Origin of the sequence: Mycobacterium sp. (genome assembly GCF_050701515.1) — a bacterium.
In the GTDB taxonomy this organism is placed as follows: domain Bacteria; phylum Actinomycetota; class Actinomycetes; order Mycobacteriales; family Mycobacteriaceae; genus Mycobacterium.
On sequence record NZ_JBOGDB010000026.1, the window covers coordinates 1 to 15,747 of the forward strand.

The 15,747-nt window shown below is 68.3% G+C and carries 18 protein-coding genes; 13 read left to right on the forward strand and 5 right to left on the reverse strand.

The features are described 5' to 3' along the window. The coding region (locus tag ACRDU5_RS01955) for a uracil-DNA glycosylase family protein (RefSeq protein ID WP_526612529.1) at positions 1-284 on the forward strand (284 nt) is incomplete at its 5' end. Here the strand turns inward: ACRDU5_RS01955 and ACRDU5_RS01960 are convergent. Continuing rightward, positions 279-1,667 (reverse strand): amidase, encoded by a 1,389-nt coding sequence (locus tag ACRDU5_RS01960; RefSeq protein ID WP_526612530.1) that lies wholly within the window; start codon positions 1,665-1,667, stop codon positions 279-281. The two genes, ACRDU5_RS01955 and ACRDU5_RS01960, sit on opposite strands and share 6 nt — an antisense overlap. A 136-nt stretch (positions 1,668-1,803) precedes the next feature. Here ACRDU5_RS01960 and ACRDU5_RS01965 point away from each other — a divergent pair, with 136 nt between their 5' ends. The 5 genes from ACRDU5_RS01965 to ACRDU5_RS01985 all read left to right on the forward strand — a co-directional run bounded on the left by ACRDU5_RS01965 (position 1,804) and on the right by ACRDU5_RS01985 (position 4,629). After that, on the forward strand, positions 1,804-2,220 hold the full coding sequence (locus tag ACRDU5_RS01965) for a hypothetical protein (RefSeq protein WP_526612531.1): 417 nt from the start codon (positions 1,804-1,806) through the stop codon (positions 2,218-2,220). Positions 2,221-2,241: 21 nt separating this feature from the next. Further along, a complete protein-coding gene (locus ACRDU5_RS01970; protein WP_526612532.1) occupies positions 2,242-3,201 on the forward strand; it encodes an aldo/keto reductase in 960 nt (319 codons plus the stop codon). 63 nt (positions 3,202-3,264) lie between these two features. After that, positions 3,265-3,717 (forward strand): hypothetical protein, encoded by a 453-nt coding sequence (locus ACRDU5_RS01975; RefSeq protein WP_526612533.1) that lies wholly within the window; start codon positions 3,265-3,267, stop codon positions 3,715-3,717. 16 nt (positions 3,718-3,733) lie between these two features. Next, positions 3,734-4,171, forward strand: a complete 438-nt coding sequence (locus ACRDU5_RS01980; RefSeq protein ID WP_526612534.1) for an HIT family protein — start codon at positions 3,734-3,736, stop codon at positions 4,169-4,171. A 5-nt stretch (positions 4,172-4,176) separates the two neighbouring features. Further along, positions 4,177-4,629, forward strand: a complete 453-nt coding sequence (locus ACRDU5_RS01985; RefSeq protein ID WP_526612535.1) for a nitroreductase family deazaflavin-dependent oxidoreductase — start codon at positions 4,177-4,179, stop codon at positions 4,627-4,629. On the opposite strand, the gene ACRDU5_RS01990 is transcribed toward ACRDU5_RS01985, so the two are convergent. Together ACRDU5_RS01990 and ACRDU5_RS01995 are read right to left on the reverse strand one after the other, a co-directional pair. Beyond that, positions 4,630-6,150: a cytochrome P450 gene (locus ACRDU5_RS01990; RefSeq protein ID WP_526612536.1), complete on the reverse strand. Its 1,521-nt coding sequence runs from the start codon at positions 6,148-6,150 to the stop codon at positions 4,630-4,632. Positions 6,151-6,227: 77 nt separating this feature from the next. After that, positions 6,228-7,277, reverse strand: a complete 1,050-nt coding sequence (locus tag ACRDU5_RS01995; protein WP_526612561.1) for an LLM class flavin-dependent oxidoreductase — start codon at positions 7,275-7,277, stop codon at positions 6,228-6,230. Between the two features lie 102 nt (positions 7,278-7,379). Here ACRDU5_RS01995 and ACRDU5_RS02000 point away from each other — a divergent pair, with 102 nt between their 5' ends. The 3 genes from ACRDU5_RS02000 to ACRDU5_RS02010 are packed head-to-tail and all read left to right on the forward strand — an operon-like array spanning position 7,380 to position 9,662. Then, a complete protein-coding gene (locus ACRDU5_RS02000; RefSeq protein ID WP_526612537.1) occupies positions 7,380-7,985 on the forward strand; it encodes a glycerol-3-phosphate acyltransferase in 606 nt (201 codons plus the stop codon). Further along, positions 7,957-8,877, forward strand: coding sequence for a DAK2 domain-containing protein (locus ACRDU5_RS02005; RefSeq protein WP_526612538.1), 921 nt, complete (start codon positions 7,957-7,959; stop codon positions 8,875-8,877). Before ACRDU5_RS02000 ends, ACRDU5_RS02005 begins: the two co-directional genes overlap by 29 nt. Then, positions 8,874-9,662: an alpha/beta hydrolase gene (locus tag ACRDU5_RS02010; protein ID WP_526612539.1), complete on the forward strand. Its 789-nt coding sequence runs from the start codon at positions 8,874-8,876 to the stop codon at positions 9,660-9,662. Before ACRDU5_RS02005 ends, ACRDU5_RS02010 begins: the two co-directional genes overlap by 4 nt. Here the strand turns inward: ACRDU5_RS02010 and ACRDU5_RS02015 are convergent. Next, entirely contained in the window at positions 9,616-10,476 is an 861-nt protein-coding gene (locus ACRDU5_RS02015) for a DegV family protein (protein ID WP_526612540.1), read from the reverse strand. The genes ACRDU5_RS02010 and ACRDU5_RS02015 overlap by 47 nt on opposite strands. Next, the gene (locus ACRDU5_RS02020) at positions 10,473-11,309 is read right to left on the reverse strand and encodes a uracil-DNA glycosylase (protein ID WP_526612541.1); all 837 of its coding nucleotides are present in this window, start codon (positions 11,307-11,309) and stop codon (positions 10,473-10,475) included. Before ACRDU5_RS02020 ends, ACRDU5_RS02015 begins: the two co-directional genes overlap by 4 nt. Positions 11,310-11,491: 182 nt before the next feature. Here ACRDU5_RS02020 and tnpA point away from each other — a divergent pair, with 182 nt between their 5' ends. The 4 genes from tnpA to ACRDU5_RS02040 all read left to right on the forward strand — a co-directional run bounded on the left by tnpA (position 11,492) and on the right by ACRDU5_RS02040 (position 15,741). Continuing rightward, positions 11,492-11,905, forward strand: a complete 414-nt coding sequence (gene tnpA, locus ACRDU5_RS02025; protein ID WP_526612542.1) for an IS200/IS605 family transposase — start codon at positions 11,492-11,494, stop codon at positions 11,903-11,905. After that, positions 11,902-13,080 (forward strand): transposase, encoded by a 1,179-nt coding sequence (locus ACRDU5_RS02030; protein WP_526612543.1) that lies wholly within the window; start codon positions 11,902-11,904, stop codon positions 13,078-13,080. The genes tnpA and ACRDU5_RS02030 overlap by 4 nt, the downstream gene beginning before the upstream one ends. After that, positions 13,077-14,357, forward strand: coding sequence for a multidrug efflux MFS transporter Tap (tap, locus tag ACRDU5_RS02035; RefSeq protein ID WP_526612544.1), 1,281 nt, complete (start codon positions 13,077-13,079; stop codon positions 14,355-14,357). Before ACRDU5_RS02030 ends, tap begins: the two co-directional genes overlap by 4 nt. 64 nt (positions 14,358-14,421) lie before the next feature. Further along, the gene (locus tag ACRDU5_RS02040) at positions 14,422-15,741 is read left to right on the forward strand and encodes an FAD-binding oxidoreductase (protein WP_526612562.1); all 1,320 of its coding nucleotides are present in this window, start codon (positions 14,422-14,424) and stop codon (positions 15,739-15,741) included. Positions 15,742-15,747: the final 6 nt, after the last annotated feature.

Below are 15,747 nucleotides of genomic sequence, written 5' to 3' on the forward strand. Positions count from 1 at the left end.
GTGTCGCGGTGTGGGATGTGCTGCGGCTGTGTCGCAGGCAGGGCAGCCTGGATTCGGCGATCGAGCCGGACAGCATGGTGGCCAACGACTTTGGGCCGTTGTTCGACGCTCATCCCGCGATCGAGCAGGTGTTCTTCAACGGCGCGGCGGCCGAGAAGAACTTCAGCCGGTTGGTTGGCCTGGAGCGGGCAGTGCGGTACCACCGGCTGCCATCGACGAGCCCGGCGCAGACCATGCGATTCGAAGAAAAGCTACGTGCCTGGCGGGTCGTCTGTGAGTTATGACACCGGCGGGCGGCCCTGCGCCCACGGCCGGGCCTGTTCGATTTGCGCACCCAGCGAGATCAGGGTGGCTTCCTCAAAGGGCCTGCCCACCATTTGGATTGATGTCGGCAGGCCATTCCCGTCGAGCCCCCACGGGACAACTGCGGCGGGTTGACCGGTCACGTTGAACATCGCCTGGAACGGCACCCTGGCCGCGAGGAGCGCCAGCGTCGTGACGGCACCGCGTTTCTGGTAGGCACCGACGCGCGACGGGCCGGTCGCGGTTCCCGGCGTGATCACGAGGTCGACATCGTCGAAGATCGACTGAACACGCCCCGCCACTTTGGCTTCCGCTGCGCGGATCGAGGCCATCCGCCGATCCGAGAACAAGCCGCCAATCCGGGCGAAGTTGCGGGTACGGGGTTCGAGCCGCTCCGGGCGGGCCAACGTTTGCACGTCGTCGAAAGCTCCGCGGAAGTAACGTGGCAGCGCATGCCCATACACCGCTGACGGCGGATAGTCCGGATCCCGCCCGAGGACCTGATGACCAAGCTCGCGCAGCAACGCACCGGCCTCATCGACCGCAGCGCGCTGCGATCTTCCAACGCGTGCCGCCAGCGGCGGTGGCACCCGGGTGCTCAACGCGATCCGCAATCGCCCGGGATGGCGCGCCGCTGCGCCGACGAAACTGCTGTCGGACGCGGGTGTCGTAGTCACGTCGAGAAAGAGCGCGGCGTCCTCGACGGTCCTGGCCATCGGACCGTTCACGCTCAGGCCGTTCCAGGCGTCGTCGTGCGGCGCCAGCGGCACCCGGTCCCGTTGCGGCTTGACACCAAACAGCCCGCACCACGTGGACGGAATCCGGATCGAGCCCATGCCGTCGGAACCAAGGGCCATCGCCGCCAGGCCTGCGGCCACCGCCGCGCCGCTGCCGCCGCTGCTGCCGCCGGGCGTGTAATCGGTGTTCCATGGATTGCGCGTCGAGCCGAACGTCACCGTCTCGGTGAACGACCAGAGCATCATTTCCGGCACAGTGGTTTTGCCGATGATGACGGCTCCCGCGTCGCGCAGCCGGCGCACCACCTCGGCGTCCTCCGCGCGGGCGGGTCCGTAGGCGCTGGTGCCGTACGTCGTCACCTCGCCGGCCACGTCGACGTCGTCCTTGATCGCGATCGGCACACCGAGCAGCGGCAGCCGCTCGCCGGCATCCAACCGGGCCTGCGCGGCCGAGGCCTCACTTCGCGCGCTGTCCGCGAGCACCACGCGGTAGGACCGCAGTTCGGGGTCAAAACGGGCGATGCGGTCCAGGTAGATCTCGAGCAGCGCCGGCGCGGTGATGGTCCCGTCGGCGAGCAGCCGCGCCTGCTCGGCGGCGCCGGCGAAGGCAAGGTCGACGGTGTCCACTCGCGGCAGCGTAGTGGCCGAAACGCCGTGTCGGCGGGTATATCGGGCTTAAACTATTTGCCACCCAACAGCCTGGGGACTTCTCGTCGACCCGGGGATCGGCGTCGAGGCCACTCAGCCCACGCGAGGACGACGTATGACATCCCTACGACAAGACATCGTGCCCATACGTTTGCGGCGGCTTGTGCTCGCCAGCCTGTTCGCGGGAGCAGCCACGCTGGGCGGCAGCGCATTCGGAGACAACATAATCGCGTGCGCAGAAGCCCAGGCGTGGGATCCAGCCGGCTACGAGAAATGCGCGGAGGGATACGAGGCCCAGAAAGAGGACGACTACGTCACCTGGTACGAGGGCGTGAAAAGTTGCTGCAGGAGCTTCGGAGGTGTGTGGCGCGACCAGCAACCCGGGCAAGAAGCGCGTTGCGATCCACCCAAGCCACTGTTCGATATCCCGCCCATTGGCGGCATCAACGAGGCGACGCCGGCCCCGCCACCGCCACCGGTGAGACAGCCTCCCGGCGTGATCAACGAGACCCTCGCACCGGCGAGCCCCTGACCGCCGCATCGGTGGGCCCTCGTGACCATCACCCGCGAACTCGGCCGCACCGGCATCCAGGTGTCCCCCATCGGTTTGGGATGCATGCAGTTCGCCGGCCCCGGCATGTTTCCGCCGCTACCGCAATCGCAGGTCGACCAGATAATCAAGGCCGCCCTCGACGGGGGCATCACCTGGTTCGACACCGCCGAGATGTACGGCCGCGGCAAATCGGAACGCGGCCTCAGCGCGGGGCTTCAACAAGCGGGGATCACGCCGGGCGAGGTGACCGTGGCGACCAAGTGGGCGCCACCGGGGCGCACGGCCAAGAGCATCGAACGCACCGTCGGCGACCGGCTGGCGGCGCTTGACCCGTTCGGCGTCGATCTGCACCAGATCCACTTTCCGGTCGGCGGCTTCTCCTCGATACGCCGTCAACTGCGAGCGATGGCCGAGCTCGTCGAGGCCGGCAAGGTCCGCGCGGTCGGTGTCAGCAACTTTTCGGCGCGGCAGATGGAGAAAGCCCAAAACGAATTAGCGAAGCACGGTATCCCGTTGGCCAGCAACCAGATTCAGATCAACCTGCTACGTCGCAAGATCGAAACCAACGGGGTGCTAGATGCCGCCCGGCGACTCGGCGTGACGCTGATCGCCTATTCGCCACTGGCCAGTGGGATGCTGACCGGGAAGTTCCACGACGACCGCAGCCTGGTGGCGGACATACCTCGGTTACGCCGGGTGATCAACGGGTTCACGGTCCGGCGCCTAAATCGCATCGAACCTCTGATCGACGGCCTACGGGAGATCGCAGCGGCGCATCAAGCGACGCCGAGCCAGGTCGCGTTGGCGTGGCTGGTCACCCACTACGGCGACACCGTCGTGGCGATCCCGGGCGCGTCCAAGCCGCATCAGGCCGACGAGGCCGCCGGCGCGTTGCGCCTCGACCTGTCGGCGGAGGAAACGACGCGGCTGGCCGACCTGTCCACGGCGGTCACGCACTAACGTGCGCCAATTGGTTGGGCAAACCGATGACGCGTCGGGTCGCCTGCCCTAACCTCTATCCGTATGTCATTAACACCCCATGCGATCAGGTCCTGGTCGCTGGCCGCGGTGACCGCGATGATCACCGTCGGCCTCCTCGCTGCCCCCGTCGGCAACGCAGCCGTCGACTGCCCGGCCGGCTGGGAGTTTGGGCCGAGTTTGAAGCTGAAGCAGAGCGACGGCTGGCTGGTGACGGTCGCGGCGTCCGGCCGTGGGATTGGAGGGCCGGCCGTTGCGATGCCACCCGACGAGAGCCCGCTGTGGCGCGGAACCGGCGAGGGCGGAAGCGACGGCATCACTGTCGCCTTTGGCATCGGCTGGGACAACGGCATTGTGACGCACTACACCGGCGTGGTGGACCAGAGCACCGGCTCGGTAACCGGGGAGCGCCCCGACGGTGTGACCTGGGAGGCCACCGCACCCATGCGATGCTTTGGAGCACCGGGCCCGTCCGACATGCCTCCGCCTCCGGCCTAGCGGTTAACGTGGCGGGATGTCCTGCGTTTTCTGCGCCATCGTCGCCGGCGAGGCCCCGGCCATCCGGATCTATGAGGACGACGACTACCTGGCGATCCTCGACATCAGACCGTTCACCCGCGGCCACACGCTGGTATTTCCGAAGCGCCATACCGTCGACCTGACCGACACCCCGCCCGAGACCTGCGCCGACCTGGTGCGCATCGGACAGCGCATCGCGAAGGCGACACGCAGATCCGGGCTACACGCCGACGGCAACAACGTCGTCATCAACGACGGCAAGCCAGCGTTTCAGAGCGTGCTTCACATTCACCTGCATGTCTTGCCGCGCCGTGACGGCGACAAGCTCTCGTTCGCCAAGGGCGTGCTGCTGCGGAGGGACGCCAACCGTGAGGAGACCGGTCGCATCCTGCGGGATGCGCTGGCGGAACTGGACGCCACTCAGCAAGACTGAACGCCATGGACATATCCCGGATTGTCGAACAGCGGATCGGTATGCCGCTGCTGATGCTGCACGACAAGATCTACAAGGGCACCAACGGCCGCATCGGGCACCGCATCCCCGGCGGACCGCCCAGCCTGTTGCTGCACACTGTCGGGGCCAAGACCGGACAGCAGCGGACCAATTCCCTCACTTATGCCCGTGACGGCGACGACTATCTGGTCGTCGCGTCCAAGGGCGGAGACCCCAAAGCACCGGGCTGGTATCACAACCTGAAAGCCAATCCGAATATCGAGATCAACGTCGGCCCAAAGCGATTCGGTGTGACGGCGAAACCCGTTCAGCCCGACCAGCCCGACTACGCGCGGCTCTGGCAGATCGTCAACAAGAACAATGCCAACCGGTACGAGAACTACCAGACAAGGACGACGCGGCCGATCCCGGTCGTCAGGCTGACGCCGAAATCTTGATCAGACCGCGCGCCGCCGGGGCAGCATCATCAACTTGCCGTCGGGGCCGCCGGTGAAGGTGAGTTCTCGCCGCAACCGCTGGCCGGGCACCAGGTCGAGCTCGAATCTCTGCGCCAAGGTGGCGACGACGAGCGCGGCCTCCAGGTTGGCGAAGCCCGACGCGATACACATCCGCTTGCCCGCGCCGTACGGCAGCTGCCCGCGGCGCTGCTGCGGATCCAGGTTCTCCTTCAAGAAACGCGACGGATCGTAGGTGTGCGGGTCGCGCCAGACGCCGTCGTTGTGGTGAATGCTGTGCATAAGCACCGCCACGTTCGTGCCGGCGGTGATCGGGTAGTCGCCGAGCACGTCGTCCGACTTCGCCACTCTGCCCAGGCCCATGATCGGCGGGTAGATCCGCATCGACTCGGCCACCACCGCCTGCGTCCACGGCAACCGGTCCAGGTCTTCGGCGGTGGGCTCCCGCCCGCCGAGCACGTCGTCGAGTTCGCGACCCAGACGCTGGCGCGCGTCCAGGTTCTGCGATAGCAGATACCAGGTCCACGCCAAGGCGGCGGCGGTGGTCTCGAAGCCGGCGCCGAGGAAGGTTAGGAGTTCGTCGCGGATCTCCAAATCGGTGTAGCGATAGCCGGTTTCGGGGTCTTCGGCCGCCATCAGCAGTGCGAGCAGATTGTCCGAACGATCGATCTTGCCGCTGCGATAGTCGGCGATCAGGCCGTCGAGGAACCGTTCGATACGGCGAAGTCCACGCATCGTGCGAGGTGCGATGACCGACGATCCAATGCGCAGAAGGCGGATCGCCGCCCGTGGTGACGCCAACCGATTGCCGAACCAACGCAGCGGGTGGGCAACCCCGCCGATGAAGCCGTACCCGAAAAGCGTTAGCAGCCGGGCGAAATCGGTGCGCATCTGCTCGGCGAGCCGATCGGATAGGTCGATGCCGAACATGGTGCGGGCGATGATGTCCATCGTGACGTAGTTCATCTCGGCCGCGACGTCGATCGGCCGACCGGCGTCGGCATCGTCCTGCCACCTGACCGCGGCCGCGCTACCCGCCGCGGTCATCTGCGGCCCGAAGGTGTCCACTTGGCGTTTGGCGAAGATGGGCTGTACCAGCCGCCGGTTACGTTGCCACAGCTCATCATTGAGGTCGGTGACCAGCCCTCGGCCGAATGCCACGGCGAGCAGGTCGTAGTCGGCGTTCTTGGCGTAGTTGTCCTGGTTCGAGATCAGCACATGGCGCGCGATGTCCGGATTGCGCACCACCACGAACTTGGACAGCGGCGCGCGTGCGACGACGATGTCGTCCTGCCCGGGCAATCCGGCGGCGTACTCATAGATGGTGTGCCGATACCCGGCCCACAGTGCGCCCAGCGCAAGCCGCCAGGACTTGAGCCAGCCGATCTCCGTGCGGTGCCAGCGCACGAACGCCGGCGTCCACCGGGGCGGATGCAGCGCCTCGCTGGGGGCTTCGACCATCGGACAGCCGCCGGGTGATTCGCGCAGCGGTTGCGCCGTCATGTCGCCCACCTCCTCGTCGGGACTGACGGTATACAGTACCGGCGGTACCGGATTTCTGTAAAGGCGCTCGACGCCCTTTAGAACAGCTCTTTGGCCAACAACTCCAGCGTCTTGTCGCGGGCCGGCGCCGTTGCCGGATCGGTGCCGCGCCGGGCCGACGCCACCGGGTGAACCATCACCTCGTCGACCTGGAACTCCTCGGCCAGTGCCTGCACCTGTTGGGTGGCCTCGGCGGGGTTGCCCACCACCGCGCGACGCAGACCGGCCTCGACGATCGCCTGGGCCTGCGGCGCCAACTCGGTCCGCTCGGCGTCCTCGACGAGATCGAGCGGGCCGAGCGGTTGTCCGGTGCGCAGCCGGGCCATCATCTGCAGGTTGGGCAACAGCAATGCCGTTGCCTCCTCCCGGGTTTCGGCGACCGTAGCGTTGACGGTCAGGAACGTCACGGGTTCGGACGCCTGCTCGCTGGGCACGAACTCGGAGCGGTAGACCGCGAGCGCCTCCGCGGTGCCCTTCCCGGAGAAATGGTGGGCGAACACGTACGGCAGGCCCTTGGCAGCGGCCAGATGCGCGGAGTACATCGAAGAACCGAGCAGCCACAGCTGCGGCACCGTGGTCGCGGCGGGGGTGGCCTTCAGGATGTAGTCCTGGCTCATCAAATCCCGCGGCAGCGCCACCCGGACACCGTGCGGACTCATCAGCGCCACCACGTGGTCGAGATACTGCGGGAACTGCTCGATGTCGTGATCGTCCCGCCCGGCCGCGCCGCGCAGGGCGATCGACGTGACCGGGTCCGAGCCGGGCGCGCGGCCGATGGCGAGATCGATGCGGCCCGGGTGTGCGGCCTCGAGCAGCGCGAACTGCTCGGCGACGGCCAGCGGCGCGTGGTTGGGCAGCATCACGCCGCCCGAGCCGACGCGGATCTGCGACGTGTGGCCGGCCAGATGGGCCACCAGCACCGGCGGGCTGGTGGCCGCCACCGACGGCATGTTGTGGTGCTCGGCCACCCAGTAGCGGGTGTAGCCGAGCCGGTCGGCGGTCTGCGCGAGGCGCGTCGAGGCCGCCAGCGCGTCTGACGTCGACTGGTCGGTGCGCACCGACACCAGATCGAGAACGGAAAGCCGCATATGGGCGTCAACGCCTGCCATTACGCCCACGTTGCCACGATTTGTGTGTGCTGAGCCGTGGCGAGCGCTTGAGAACGCAGACAAATCGGAAAGAATCGAGGCATGGACGCCCTCTCCGTGATCGGGGCCTACCTGCTTGGTGCCATTCCGTTCTCACAGATCGTGTCGGTCCGCATGCACCAGGCCGACCTGCGGGCCGTCGGAACGGGCACCGTGTCCGGCACCGGCCTGTACCGCGTCGGAGGTCTCTGGGCGGTGATCCTGGGCGGCGGCCTGGACGTGGCCAAAGGCGCGCTGGCCGCGCTGCTGGCGGGCGACGACCACACCCTGGCGGTGCTGGTGTCTGCGGCCGTGGTGATCGGCCACTGCTGGTCGGTCTTTCTGCGCGGGGCCGGGGGCCGCGGCCTCTCGCCGGCCATGGGTGCACTGGCGGTGCTGTACTGGCCGGGCGCGGTGCTGCTGCTGGCCGGGCTGGCGATCGGGCGGCTGGTCAAGGAAACCGGCCTGGCGGCGTTCGTCGCCGACCTGCTGCTCGTCGTTCTGCTGGCGACTTTCCAAGGGGTATGGGGACTCTCGCTTGGCCTCGCGGTCGTGCTACCGATGCTGCTCAAGCGGCTGCTCGGCAACACTCGCCACGATCCCGCCGGTGACCTGCGGATCTATCGGGACCGGCTGCTCTATGACGCCGACCAACACGGCGCGGCCTGAGCCGACGATGGACGCAACGACACTGGAGAAGACGGTGCGGTTGCTCGCGGCGCGCCTCGAGGCGCATCACGACCAGCTCAACCGCATCAACGTCTATCCCGTCCCGGACGCGGACACCGGCGACAACCTCGCCGCGATGATCGACGCGGTGATCGGCCGGCTGCCGTCCGGACCGGTGCGGGCGGAGGTCGTCGACGCCGTCGCGACGGGCGCCCTGCTCGGTGGCCGAGGCAGCTCAGGCGTGATATTCGGGCAGGCACTGCGGGGTTTCGTCACCGGCCTGCCCGACCCGTGCGGCGCCGGGGAGGTGGCGTCGGCACTGACGGCGGCCGCGACCGCCGCCCGCGACGCGGTCGCCGACCCGGTCGACGGGACGATCATCACCGTCGCAGCCGATGCCGCCCGCCGTGCGACCGCGGTGGCGTACCGCGGCTCGGTGTTGGACGTCGTCCGGGCGGCCGCCGAGGAAGGGCGGCGCTCGCTCGCACACACACCGGAGCTGCTGTATGCGCTTGCCCGCGCCGGAGTTGTCGACGCCGGCGGCTTCGGCTACGTGCTGTTCCTCGACGCACTGACCGAGGCGGTCACCGGCGCGGCCGGTCCCCCACTCGAAGCGTCCGCCCCGGCGCGGCCGGTCGACGGTCACTCGCGCGGCGGTCGTTACGAAGTGATGTGTCTGATCGCAACCGACCGCGCCCGGGCCGACTCGCTTCGGGAGCGGTGGCTGTCGATCGGAGACACGGTGGCGATCGCCGGCGACGACGGCACCTGGCGATGTCACGTGCACACCGACGACGTCGACGCCGCGCTGTCCGCCGCCCGCCAGGCCGGCCAACTGTCCGACGTGCGGATCACCGACCTCGCCGATCGGCCGGGCGGGGAGACGCCATGACCCTCCATGTCGAGAACGTCGTGCTTCAAACGGTCGACGGGGCACGGCTGGCCGGTGATCACTACCGCCCCGTCCGAACACCCCGCGGCGGAGTGGTTGTGGTGCACGGCTTTTCGGCCACCCGGCGGCTCGAGACGGTGATGGAGCAGGCCCGCTCGCTCGCCGAAGCCGGTTTTGAGGTGCTTGCCTACGACGGGCGTGGGCACGGCATGTCCGACGGCGTGTGCACCCTGGGACGGCTAGAGGTCCACGACGTCGGCGCTGCCGTCGCCCATCTACGAGGAAGTGTCCCGCGGATCGTGACCGTCGGCGCCTCGATGGGCGCGATCGCCGCGCTGTCGTACGCGACCGCCGATCCCGAGCTGGCAGGCATCGTGCTGGTCAGCATCGCGACGTCCTGGCGATCGGTGTTCACCGCGCGCGGCTTCGCGGCGGCACTGTTCACCCGCACGTCGGCGGGCCGGGCCTACATGCGCCGCGTCACCGGTACCCGTATCTCGCCGCACTGGGAATCGACCGGTATGCCAACCACCCAGGTCAAGAATCTCGGCATGCCGGTGGCGGTGGTGCACGGCCGGCGGGACGCCATGATTCGGCCGTTGGCCGCGCTCGAGGTCTATGCAGCCGCGTCCGAGCCGCGACACATCGAGCTGGTCGATGACATGGGCCACGCGTACGGGCCTGCCGCCGTGACCGCCATCGTCCGCGCCGTGGAATGGGCGTTCGAGCAGCACCGCCTCAGCGCTCAGCAATCAGTGCCGGATCCTCCCACGCGACGCCGATGATCGGCCCGACGCTGGCCACCATCACCGGGGTGAACAACGCGACCTCCACATCGAGCTCCGGGCGATCGCTGCGCAGCCGGTCGGCGAGCCCGATGGCGTCGTCCTCCATCAGGGCATGGCTGACCACGACCCGCCCGGGCGTCGCCTCCGGAAAAACCTTGAGTAGACGCCGGTAAATCCGCTCGATCCCGCTGCGCGTGCCCCGGGCGACACCGATGGCGCGCATCTCGGCCCGCGGGCCGAGGGTGAGCATCGGCTTGACCTCGACAGCGTCGCCGAGCCGCGCCACCGTCGACGGCAGCCGTCCGGTAGCGGCCACCCGGCTAAGACCCTCGAGCACGAACTCGAGCCGATAACAACCGCGCCGGTCGTGTGCCCGCTGCACCAACGCGTCGAGCGTGACGCCCGCTGCGGCGTCCTCCGCCAGCCTTCGCACATACAGGCCCTGCGCTGCGGCGACCGTCCGTGAATCGACCACCACCGCCGGGACCGAGACGAGCTTGGCGGCGCTGCGCGCGCTGTCGTAGGTATTGCTGAACCGGTGGGCCAGCGTGACGACGAGCAGCCCGCCGGCACCCGCGTCGACGGCCGTCTGCATCACCGCCAACCAGTCACCCACCGACGGCGATGCGGTCTTGTGCGAAATCGCCTCGCCCATGCGGGCATAGAACTCCTCGGTGCGCAGATCGATGCCGTCGTGATAGAGCTGGCCATCCAGCGTGATGCAGATGCCGACCATGCCGATGCCGAGGCGCGAGCGCAACTCGGGCGACAGGCAGGCCACGCTGTCGGTAAGGACGGTGACGGTGCTCATCGAGCCCACGCTGCGGTGGCGGCCTTGCCGAAGACGTCGTCGAGCATCGCCGGGGTGAGCTTGCCGGTGAACGTGTTCTGCTGGCTGGGGTGGTAACAACCGATCAGGCTGACCTCGCCGCGCGGCGTCTGCAGCGTCGCGGTCGCGCCGTGACCGAACTTCGGCACCGGCCGCCCGACTGAGCCACCGGCGCTGCGCACCATGTCGAGCGCCGCCCGCCATGCGAACGATCCGAGCGCCACGATCGCGCGAACATCGGCACCCGCCAGTCGCCACTCGGCGTCCAGCCATGGCGCACACGTCGTGCGCTCGGCCGGGGCCGGCGCATTGGCCGGCGGCGCGCAACGCACCGGCGCGACCACACGAGTATCGTTGAGCGCCAACCCATCTGCGGCATCGACGCAGGCCGCCTGGTTGGCCAGGCCGGCTCGGTGCAGCGCGGCGAACAGCACGTCACCGGACCGGTCGCCGGTGAACACCCGCCCGGTGCGGTTGCCGCCGTGCGCGGCGGGCGCCAGCCCGCCGATCATCAACCGCGGCCGCGCCGCACCCCAGCCGGGAACCGGCCTGCCCCAGTACGGCTCGTGCGCGAACGACTTCCGCTTCTCGATCGCGACGCGCTCACGCCACTCCACCAGCCGCGGGCAGGCGCGGCACACCGACGCCAAGGCATCGACCGCGTCGACGGATTCTGCGCCGTCGGCCATCGCGACCACTTGCGCGGGGGTATCCGCCACCGCGGTGTCCGGTGTCGCCGGATCGCCTGGCCAGCCGGCGCCCGGTGGCACTGGCGAGTCGAACAACGCACCGGTGCGCGGATGAGCCAGCTTCACGGCTCCACTGTGCCTGCGGTCCAAAATCCGGCGCCGACCGGGCCGGACCGCTGTTAGATTCTGCCGAGATATCCCATCGGTGCGCCCCGGGGGACCGGCGGCTTTAGACGTCGGGGGAATCGGGGCAGGTGAACGGTTTGGGGTCGGGCGGCTTGTCAGTCCGGTCTCGTAGGGTGCACGGTATGTCGGAGCGCCGGTTTGGCCGCATCCCGGGTGGGGTGTGCTGGTTGGGGCTGCATGTGGTGTGGGGTCCGAAGTACCGGTGTCGGATTGTGGGCGGGCGGGTAGCCCGCTGGTGCGGGGAGCTGCTGGAGCAGATCGCCGATGAGCGCGGCTGGCAGATGGTGGCCCAGGGGGTCATGGCCGGTCACGTGCACCTGTTTGTGCTGCTGGGTCCGACCGACGCGCCAGCGCAGGTGGTGCGGGCGTTTTTAGGCCGCACCGCACGAGTGCTGGGTGGTGGGTTTCGGCATCTGCGCAACCACGCGAGGGTGTTGTGGTCGCCGTCGCATTTGGCCGCATCGGTCGGCTCCGTGTCGGAGTCGACGGTGCGTCGCTACATCGAGCACCGGTGGGACGCGGGGATTGCGTCATGAGACGGGCCTACGTGTTCCGGCTGCGCCCTACCGCACGCCAGCATGTGGCGTTGGCCGCGTGCGTGGAAGCCCACCGCGAGCTGTATAACGCTGCGCTGCAGGAACGTCGGGATGGCTGGTCGCACCGTAAGATCCGCATCAACTACGGGGAACAGTCCGCGCAGCTGAGCGAGATCCGGGCGATGCGCCCAGATCAGGCGGTGTGGTCGTTTTCCAGTCAGCAAGCCACCCTGCGCCGGCTCAACAAGGCATTTGCTGGGTTGTTCCGACGGGTCAGGGCCGGTCAGAAAGCGGGTTATCCGCGGTTTAAAGGCAAGGCCCGATTCGACAGTGTGGTGTGGCCCAAAGACGGCGACGGCGCCCGCTGGCTACCCGATGCCAAGCGGGTGTATCTGCAGGGCATCGGCCAGATTAAAGTCCACCTACACCGCCACGTTGCCGGGCGGGTGAAGACGATCCAGATCAAACGCCACGGCCGGCGGTGGATGCTGGTGCTGTCCTGCGATGACGTCGCGACCAACCCGCTGCCAGCCACCGGCTGTCAAGCCGGTGTCGATGTCGGGATCGCCAGTTTCGCCACTACCAGCGACGGTCGCCACGTCGACAATCCGCGCTGGGGACGTGCCGCCGGCGACCGGCTGACCGCGGCGCAGCAGCGGCTGGCTCGCGCCAAGCCTGGATCGCGCAACCGCGACCGTAAGCGGGAAACCGTCGCGGCGCGGCACCGCAAGATCGCCAGCCAGCGCAAGGACTTTCACCACAAAAAGGCCCGCACCTTGGTGGCGGGCTACGACTTGTTGGTGGTGGAGGATCTGCAGATCGCCAACATGCTGCGCAGGGCCAAACCCGTCCCGGATCCCAACCAGCCCGGGGCATTCCTGTCAAACGGTGCCCGGGCGAAGTCCGGGCTTTCGAGAAGTATCAGTGACGCCGGCTGGGGCCGGTTCGTCTCAATACTGCGCGGCAAAGCGGAAGAGGCTGGGCGCACCTGGATTGAGGTCGACCCCCGGCACACCTCGGATGGCTGCGAGAAATGCGGGCATGCAGCCGCCGAAAACCGCGTCACCCAAGCGGACTTCGCCTGCCAGCGCTGCGGTCACACCGCGCCGGCAGACGAACATGCCGCACGCAACATCCTGCGGGCCGGACTGGCCCTTCACGCGCAAGCCGCATGAAAAGAAGCCGGCGACTTCCAGCCGTCGGAGAAGTCACGATCAACGGCAAGCGCGGACCGCTCTTCGTGATCCTGTTCGCCGCGCTGATGGCCGGTGCGGGTAACGGCATCTCGATCGTCGCCTTTCCCTGGCTGGTGCTGCAGCGCACCGGATCCGCGCTCGACGCGTCGATCGTGGCCATGGCCGGAACCATCCCACTGCTGGTAGCCACGCTGATCGCCGGTGCCGCGGTGGATTACCTCGGCCGCAAGCGGGTGTCGATGATCTCCGATGCGCTGTCCGCGCTGTCGGTGGCCGCCGTCCCGGTGCTCGCGCTGACGTTCGGCGTGCACGTCGTCAACGTCGCGGTGCTCGCAGGCCTGGCGGCACTCGGCGCGTTCTTCGATCCGGCCGGGATGACGGCGCGCGAGACGATGCTGCCCGAGGCGGCCGCGCGCGCGGGCTGGACCCTGGACCACGCAAACAGCGTGTACGAAGCGGTGTTCAACCTGTCCTACATCGTCGGACCGGGCATCGGCGGCCTGCTGATCGCAACGCTGGGCGGAGTCAACACGATGTGGGTGACGGCCGCGGCATTCGGCTTGTCGATCGTCGCCATCGCGCCGCTGCGCCTCGAGGGCACCGGCAAGCCCGACCGCGTCAACCTTCCAGAAGGAGTGTGGGCGGGCATTGCCGAAGGGTTGCGCTTCGTCTGGAACGTCCCGGTGCTGCGCACCCTGGCGTTCGTCGACCTGGCGGCGACCGGGCTGTACATGCCGATGGAGTCAGTTCTTTTTCCGAAGTATTTCACCGACCGCAACGAGCCGGCCCAACTCGGCTGGGTGCTGATGGCGCTCAGCGTCGGCGGGTTGGTCGGGGCATTGAGCTACGCGGTGTTGTCGCAGCGGATGAAGCGGCGCACCACGATGCTGATCGCGTTACTGACGCTCGGTGTGGCGATGACGGTCATCGCATTTTTGCCGCCTCTGCCACTGATTCTGGTGCTGTGTGCGGTCGTCGGGTTCGTCTACGGGCCGATCGCGCCGATCTACAACTACGTCATGCAGACCCGGGCGCCGCAGCACCTGCGGGGGCGGGTCGTCGGGGTGATGGGATCGCTGGCCTACGCCGCCGGCCCGCTCGGGTTGGTGGTCGCCGGCCCGCTGGCCGATGCCGCCGGACTGCACGCAACATTTCTGGCGCTGTCGTTGCCGATGCTGCTGCTCGGCCTGGTGGCCATCGGCCTGCCGGCGCTGCGCGACCTGGACCGTGGGCCCGCCGCCGAGCCGGGGCCGTAGTGCGGACTCGTAGCATCGAACCGTGAGCGTCCTCGACAGCCTGATCGCCGAACTACCGGACGGCATGGTGGTCACCGATACCACCATCACCGAGGGGTACCGGCAGGACCGCGCGCTCGACCCGTCGGCGGGCAAGCCGCTGGCGGTGGTGCGGCCGTTGACCACCGAGCACGTGCAGACCGTGATGCGGTGGGCCAGCTCCCACCGGATTCCGGTGGTTCCACGGGGAGCCGGCAGCGGACTGTCCGGCGGCGCGACCGCCGTCGATGACGGAATCGTGTTGTCGACCGAGAAGATGCGCGAGATCACCGTCGATCCGGTGACCCGGACCGCGGTGTGCCAGCCGGGGTTGTTCAACGCCGAGGTGAAGCAGACCGTCGCCGAGCACGGGCTGTGGTACCCGCCGGATCCGTCGTCGTTCGAGATCTGCAGCATCGGCGGCAACATCGCCACCAACGCCGGCGGCCTGTGTTGCGTCAAGTACGGCGTCACCACCGATTACGTACTCGGCTTGCAGGTGGTGCTGGCCGACGGCACCGCCGTACGACTGGGTGGCCCGCGACTGAAAGATGTTGCAGGGCTTAGTCTTACGAAGCTGTTCGTCGGCAGTGAGGGCACGCTGGGGGTGGTTACCGAGATCACGCTGCGGCTGCTGCCGAAGCAACATCTGGCGAGCACCGTAGTGGCCAATTTCGCCTCGGTGGACGCGGCGACCGATGCGGTGCTCGGAGTGGCGGGCCGGATGCGCCCGTCAATGCTGGAGTTCATGGACTCCGTTGCGGTCAATGCCGTCGAGGACAAGCTGAAGATGGGCCTGGACCGCGACGCCGCGGCCCTGCTGCTGGCCGGCTCCGACGAACGCGGCCGGTCCGCAGCCGAGGACGCCGAAGTGATCGCCGGTGTGTTCGGCGAACACGGCGCGACCGACGTGTTCTCGACCGACGATCCCGACGAAGGGGAGGCATTCGTCGCCGCGCGGCGCTTTGCGATTCCCGCGGTGGAGGCCAAGGGCACACTGCTGCTCGAGGACGTCGGGGTGCCGCTGCCCCGGCTGGGCGATCTGGTCGGCGGCGTCGCCCGCATTGCCGCCGAGCGCGACGTGATGATCTCGGTCATCGCTCACGCCGGCGACGGCAACACACACCCATTGATCGTCTTCGACCCGGCGGACGCCGCCATGGTGCAGCGCGCCGAGCAGGCGTTCGGCGAGATCATGGATCTGGCCGTCGGGCTCGGCGGCACGATCACCGGCGAGCACGGCGTCGGCCGGTTGAAGAGGCCCTGGTTGGCGGGCCAGATCGGGCCCGAGGCGATGGAGCTGAACCGTCGCATCAAGCAGGCGCTCGACCCCGACGGGATCCTCAATCCCGGCGCCGCGATTTGAGGACAT

Excerpts from the sequence above, each read along its gene's own strand:
- ACRDU5_RS01965 (WP_526612531.1), top strand. The coding sequence starts at position 1,804 with ATGACATCCCTACGACAAGACATCGTGCCCATACGTTTGCGGCGGCTT.
- ACRDU5_RS01975 (WP_526612533.1), top strand. The coding sequence starts at position 3,265 with ATGTCATTAACACCCCATGCGATCAGGTCCTGGTCGCTGGCCGCGGTG.
- ACRDU5_RS01980 (WP_526612534.1), top strand. The coding sequence starts at position 3,734 with ATGTCCTGCGTTTTCTGCGCCATCGTCGCCGGCGAGGCCCCGGCCATC.
- ACRDU5_RS01985 (WP_526612535.1), top strand. The coding sequence starts at position 4,177 with ATGGACATATCCCGGATTGTCGAACAGCGGATCGGTATGCCGCTGCTG.
- ACRDU5_RS01990 (WP_526612536.1), bottom strand. The coding sequence starts at position 6,150 with ATGACGGCGCAACCGCTGCGCGAATCACCCGGCGGCTGTCCGATGGTC.
- ACRDU5_RS01995 (WP_526612561.1), bottom strand. The coding sequence starts at position 7,277 with ATGCGGCTTTCCGTTCTCGATCTGGTGTCGGTGCGCACCGACCAGTCG.
- ACRDU5_RS02000 (WP_526612537.1), top strand. The coding sequence starts at position 7,380 with ATGGACGCCCTCTCCGTGATCGGGGCCTACCTGCTTGGTGCCATTCCG.
- ACRDU5_RS02005 (WP_526612538.1), top strand. The coding sequence starts at position 7,957 with ATGACGCCGACCAACACGGCGCGGCCTGAGCCGACGATGGACGCAACG.
- ACRDU5_RS02010 (WP_526612539.1), top strand. The coding sequence starts at position 8,874 with ATGACCCTCCATGTCGAGAACGTCGTGCTTCAAACGGTCGACGGGGCA.
- ACRDU5_RS02015 (WP_526612540.1), bottom strand. The coding sequence starts at position 10,476 with ATGAGCACCGTCACCGTCCTTACCGACAGCGTGGCCTGCCTGTCGCCC.
- tnpA (WP_526612542.1), top strand. The coding sequence starts at position 11,492 with ATGTCGGAGCGCCGGTTTGGCCGCATCCCGGGTGGGGTGTGCTGGTTG.
- ACRDU5_RS02030 (WP_526612543.1), top strand. The coding sequence starts at position 11,902 with ATGAGACGGGCCTACGTGTTCCGGCTGCGCCCTACCGCACGCCAGCAT.
- tap (WP_526612544.1), top strand. The coding sequence starts at position 13,077 with ATGAAAAGAAGCCGGCGACTTCCAGCCGTCGGAGAAGTCACGATCAAC.
- ACRDU5_RS02040 (WP_526612562.1), top strand. The coding sequence starts at position 14,422 with ATGGTGGTCACCGATACCACCATCACCGAGGGGTACCGGCAGGACCGC.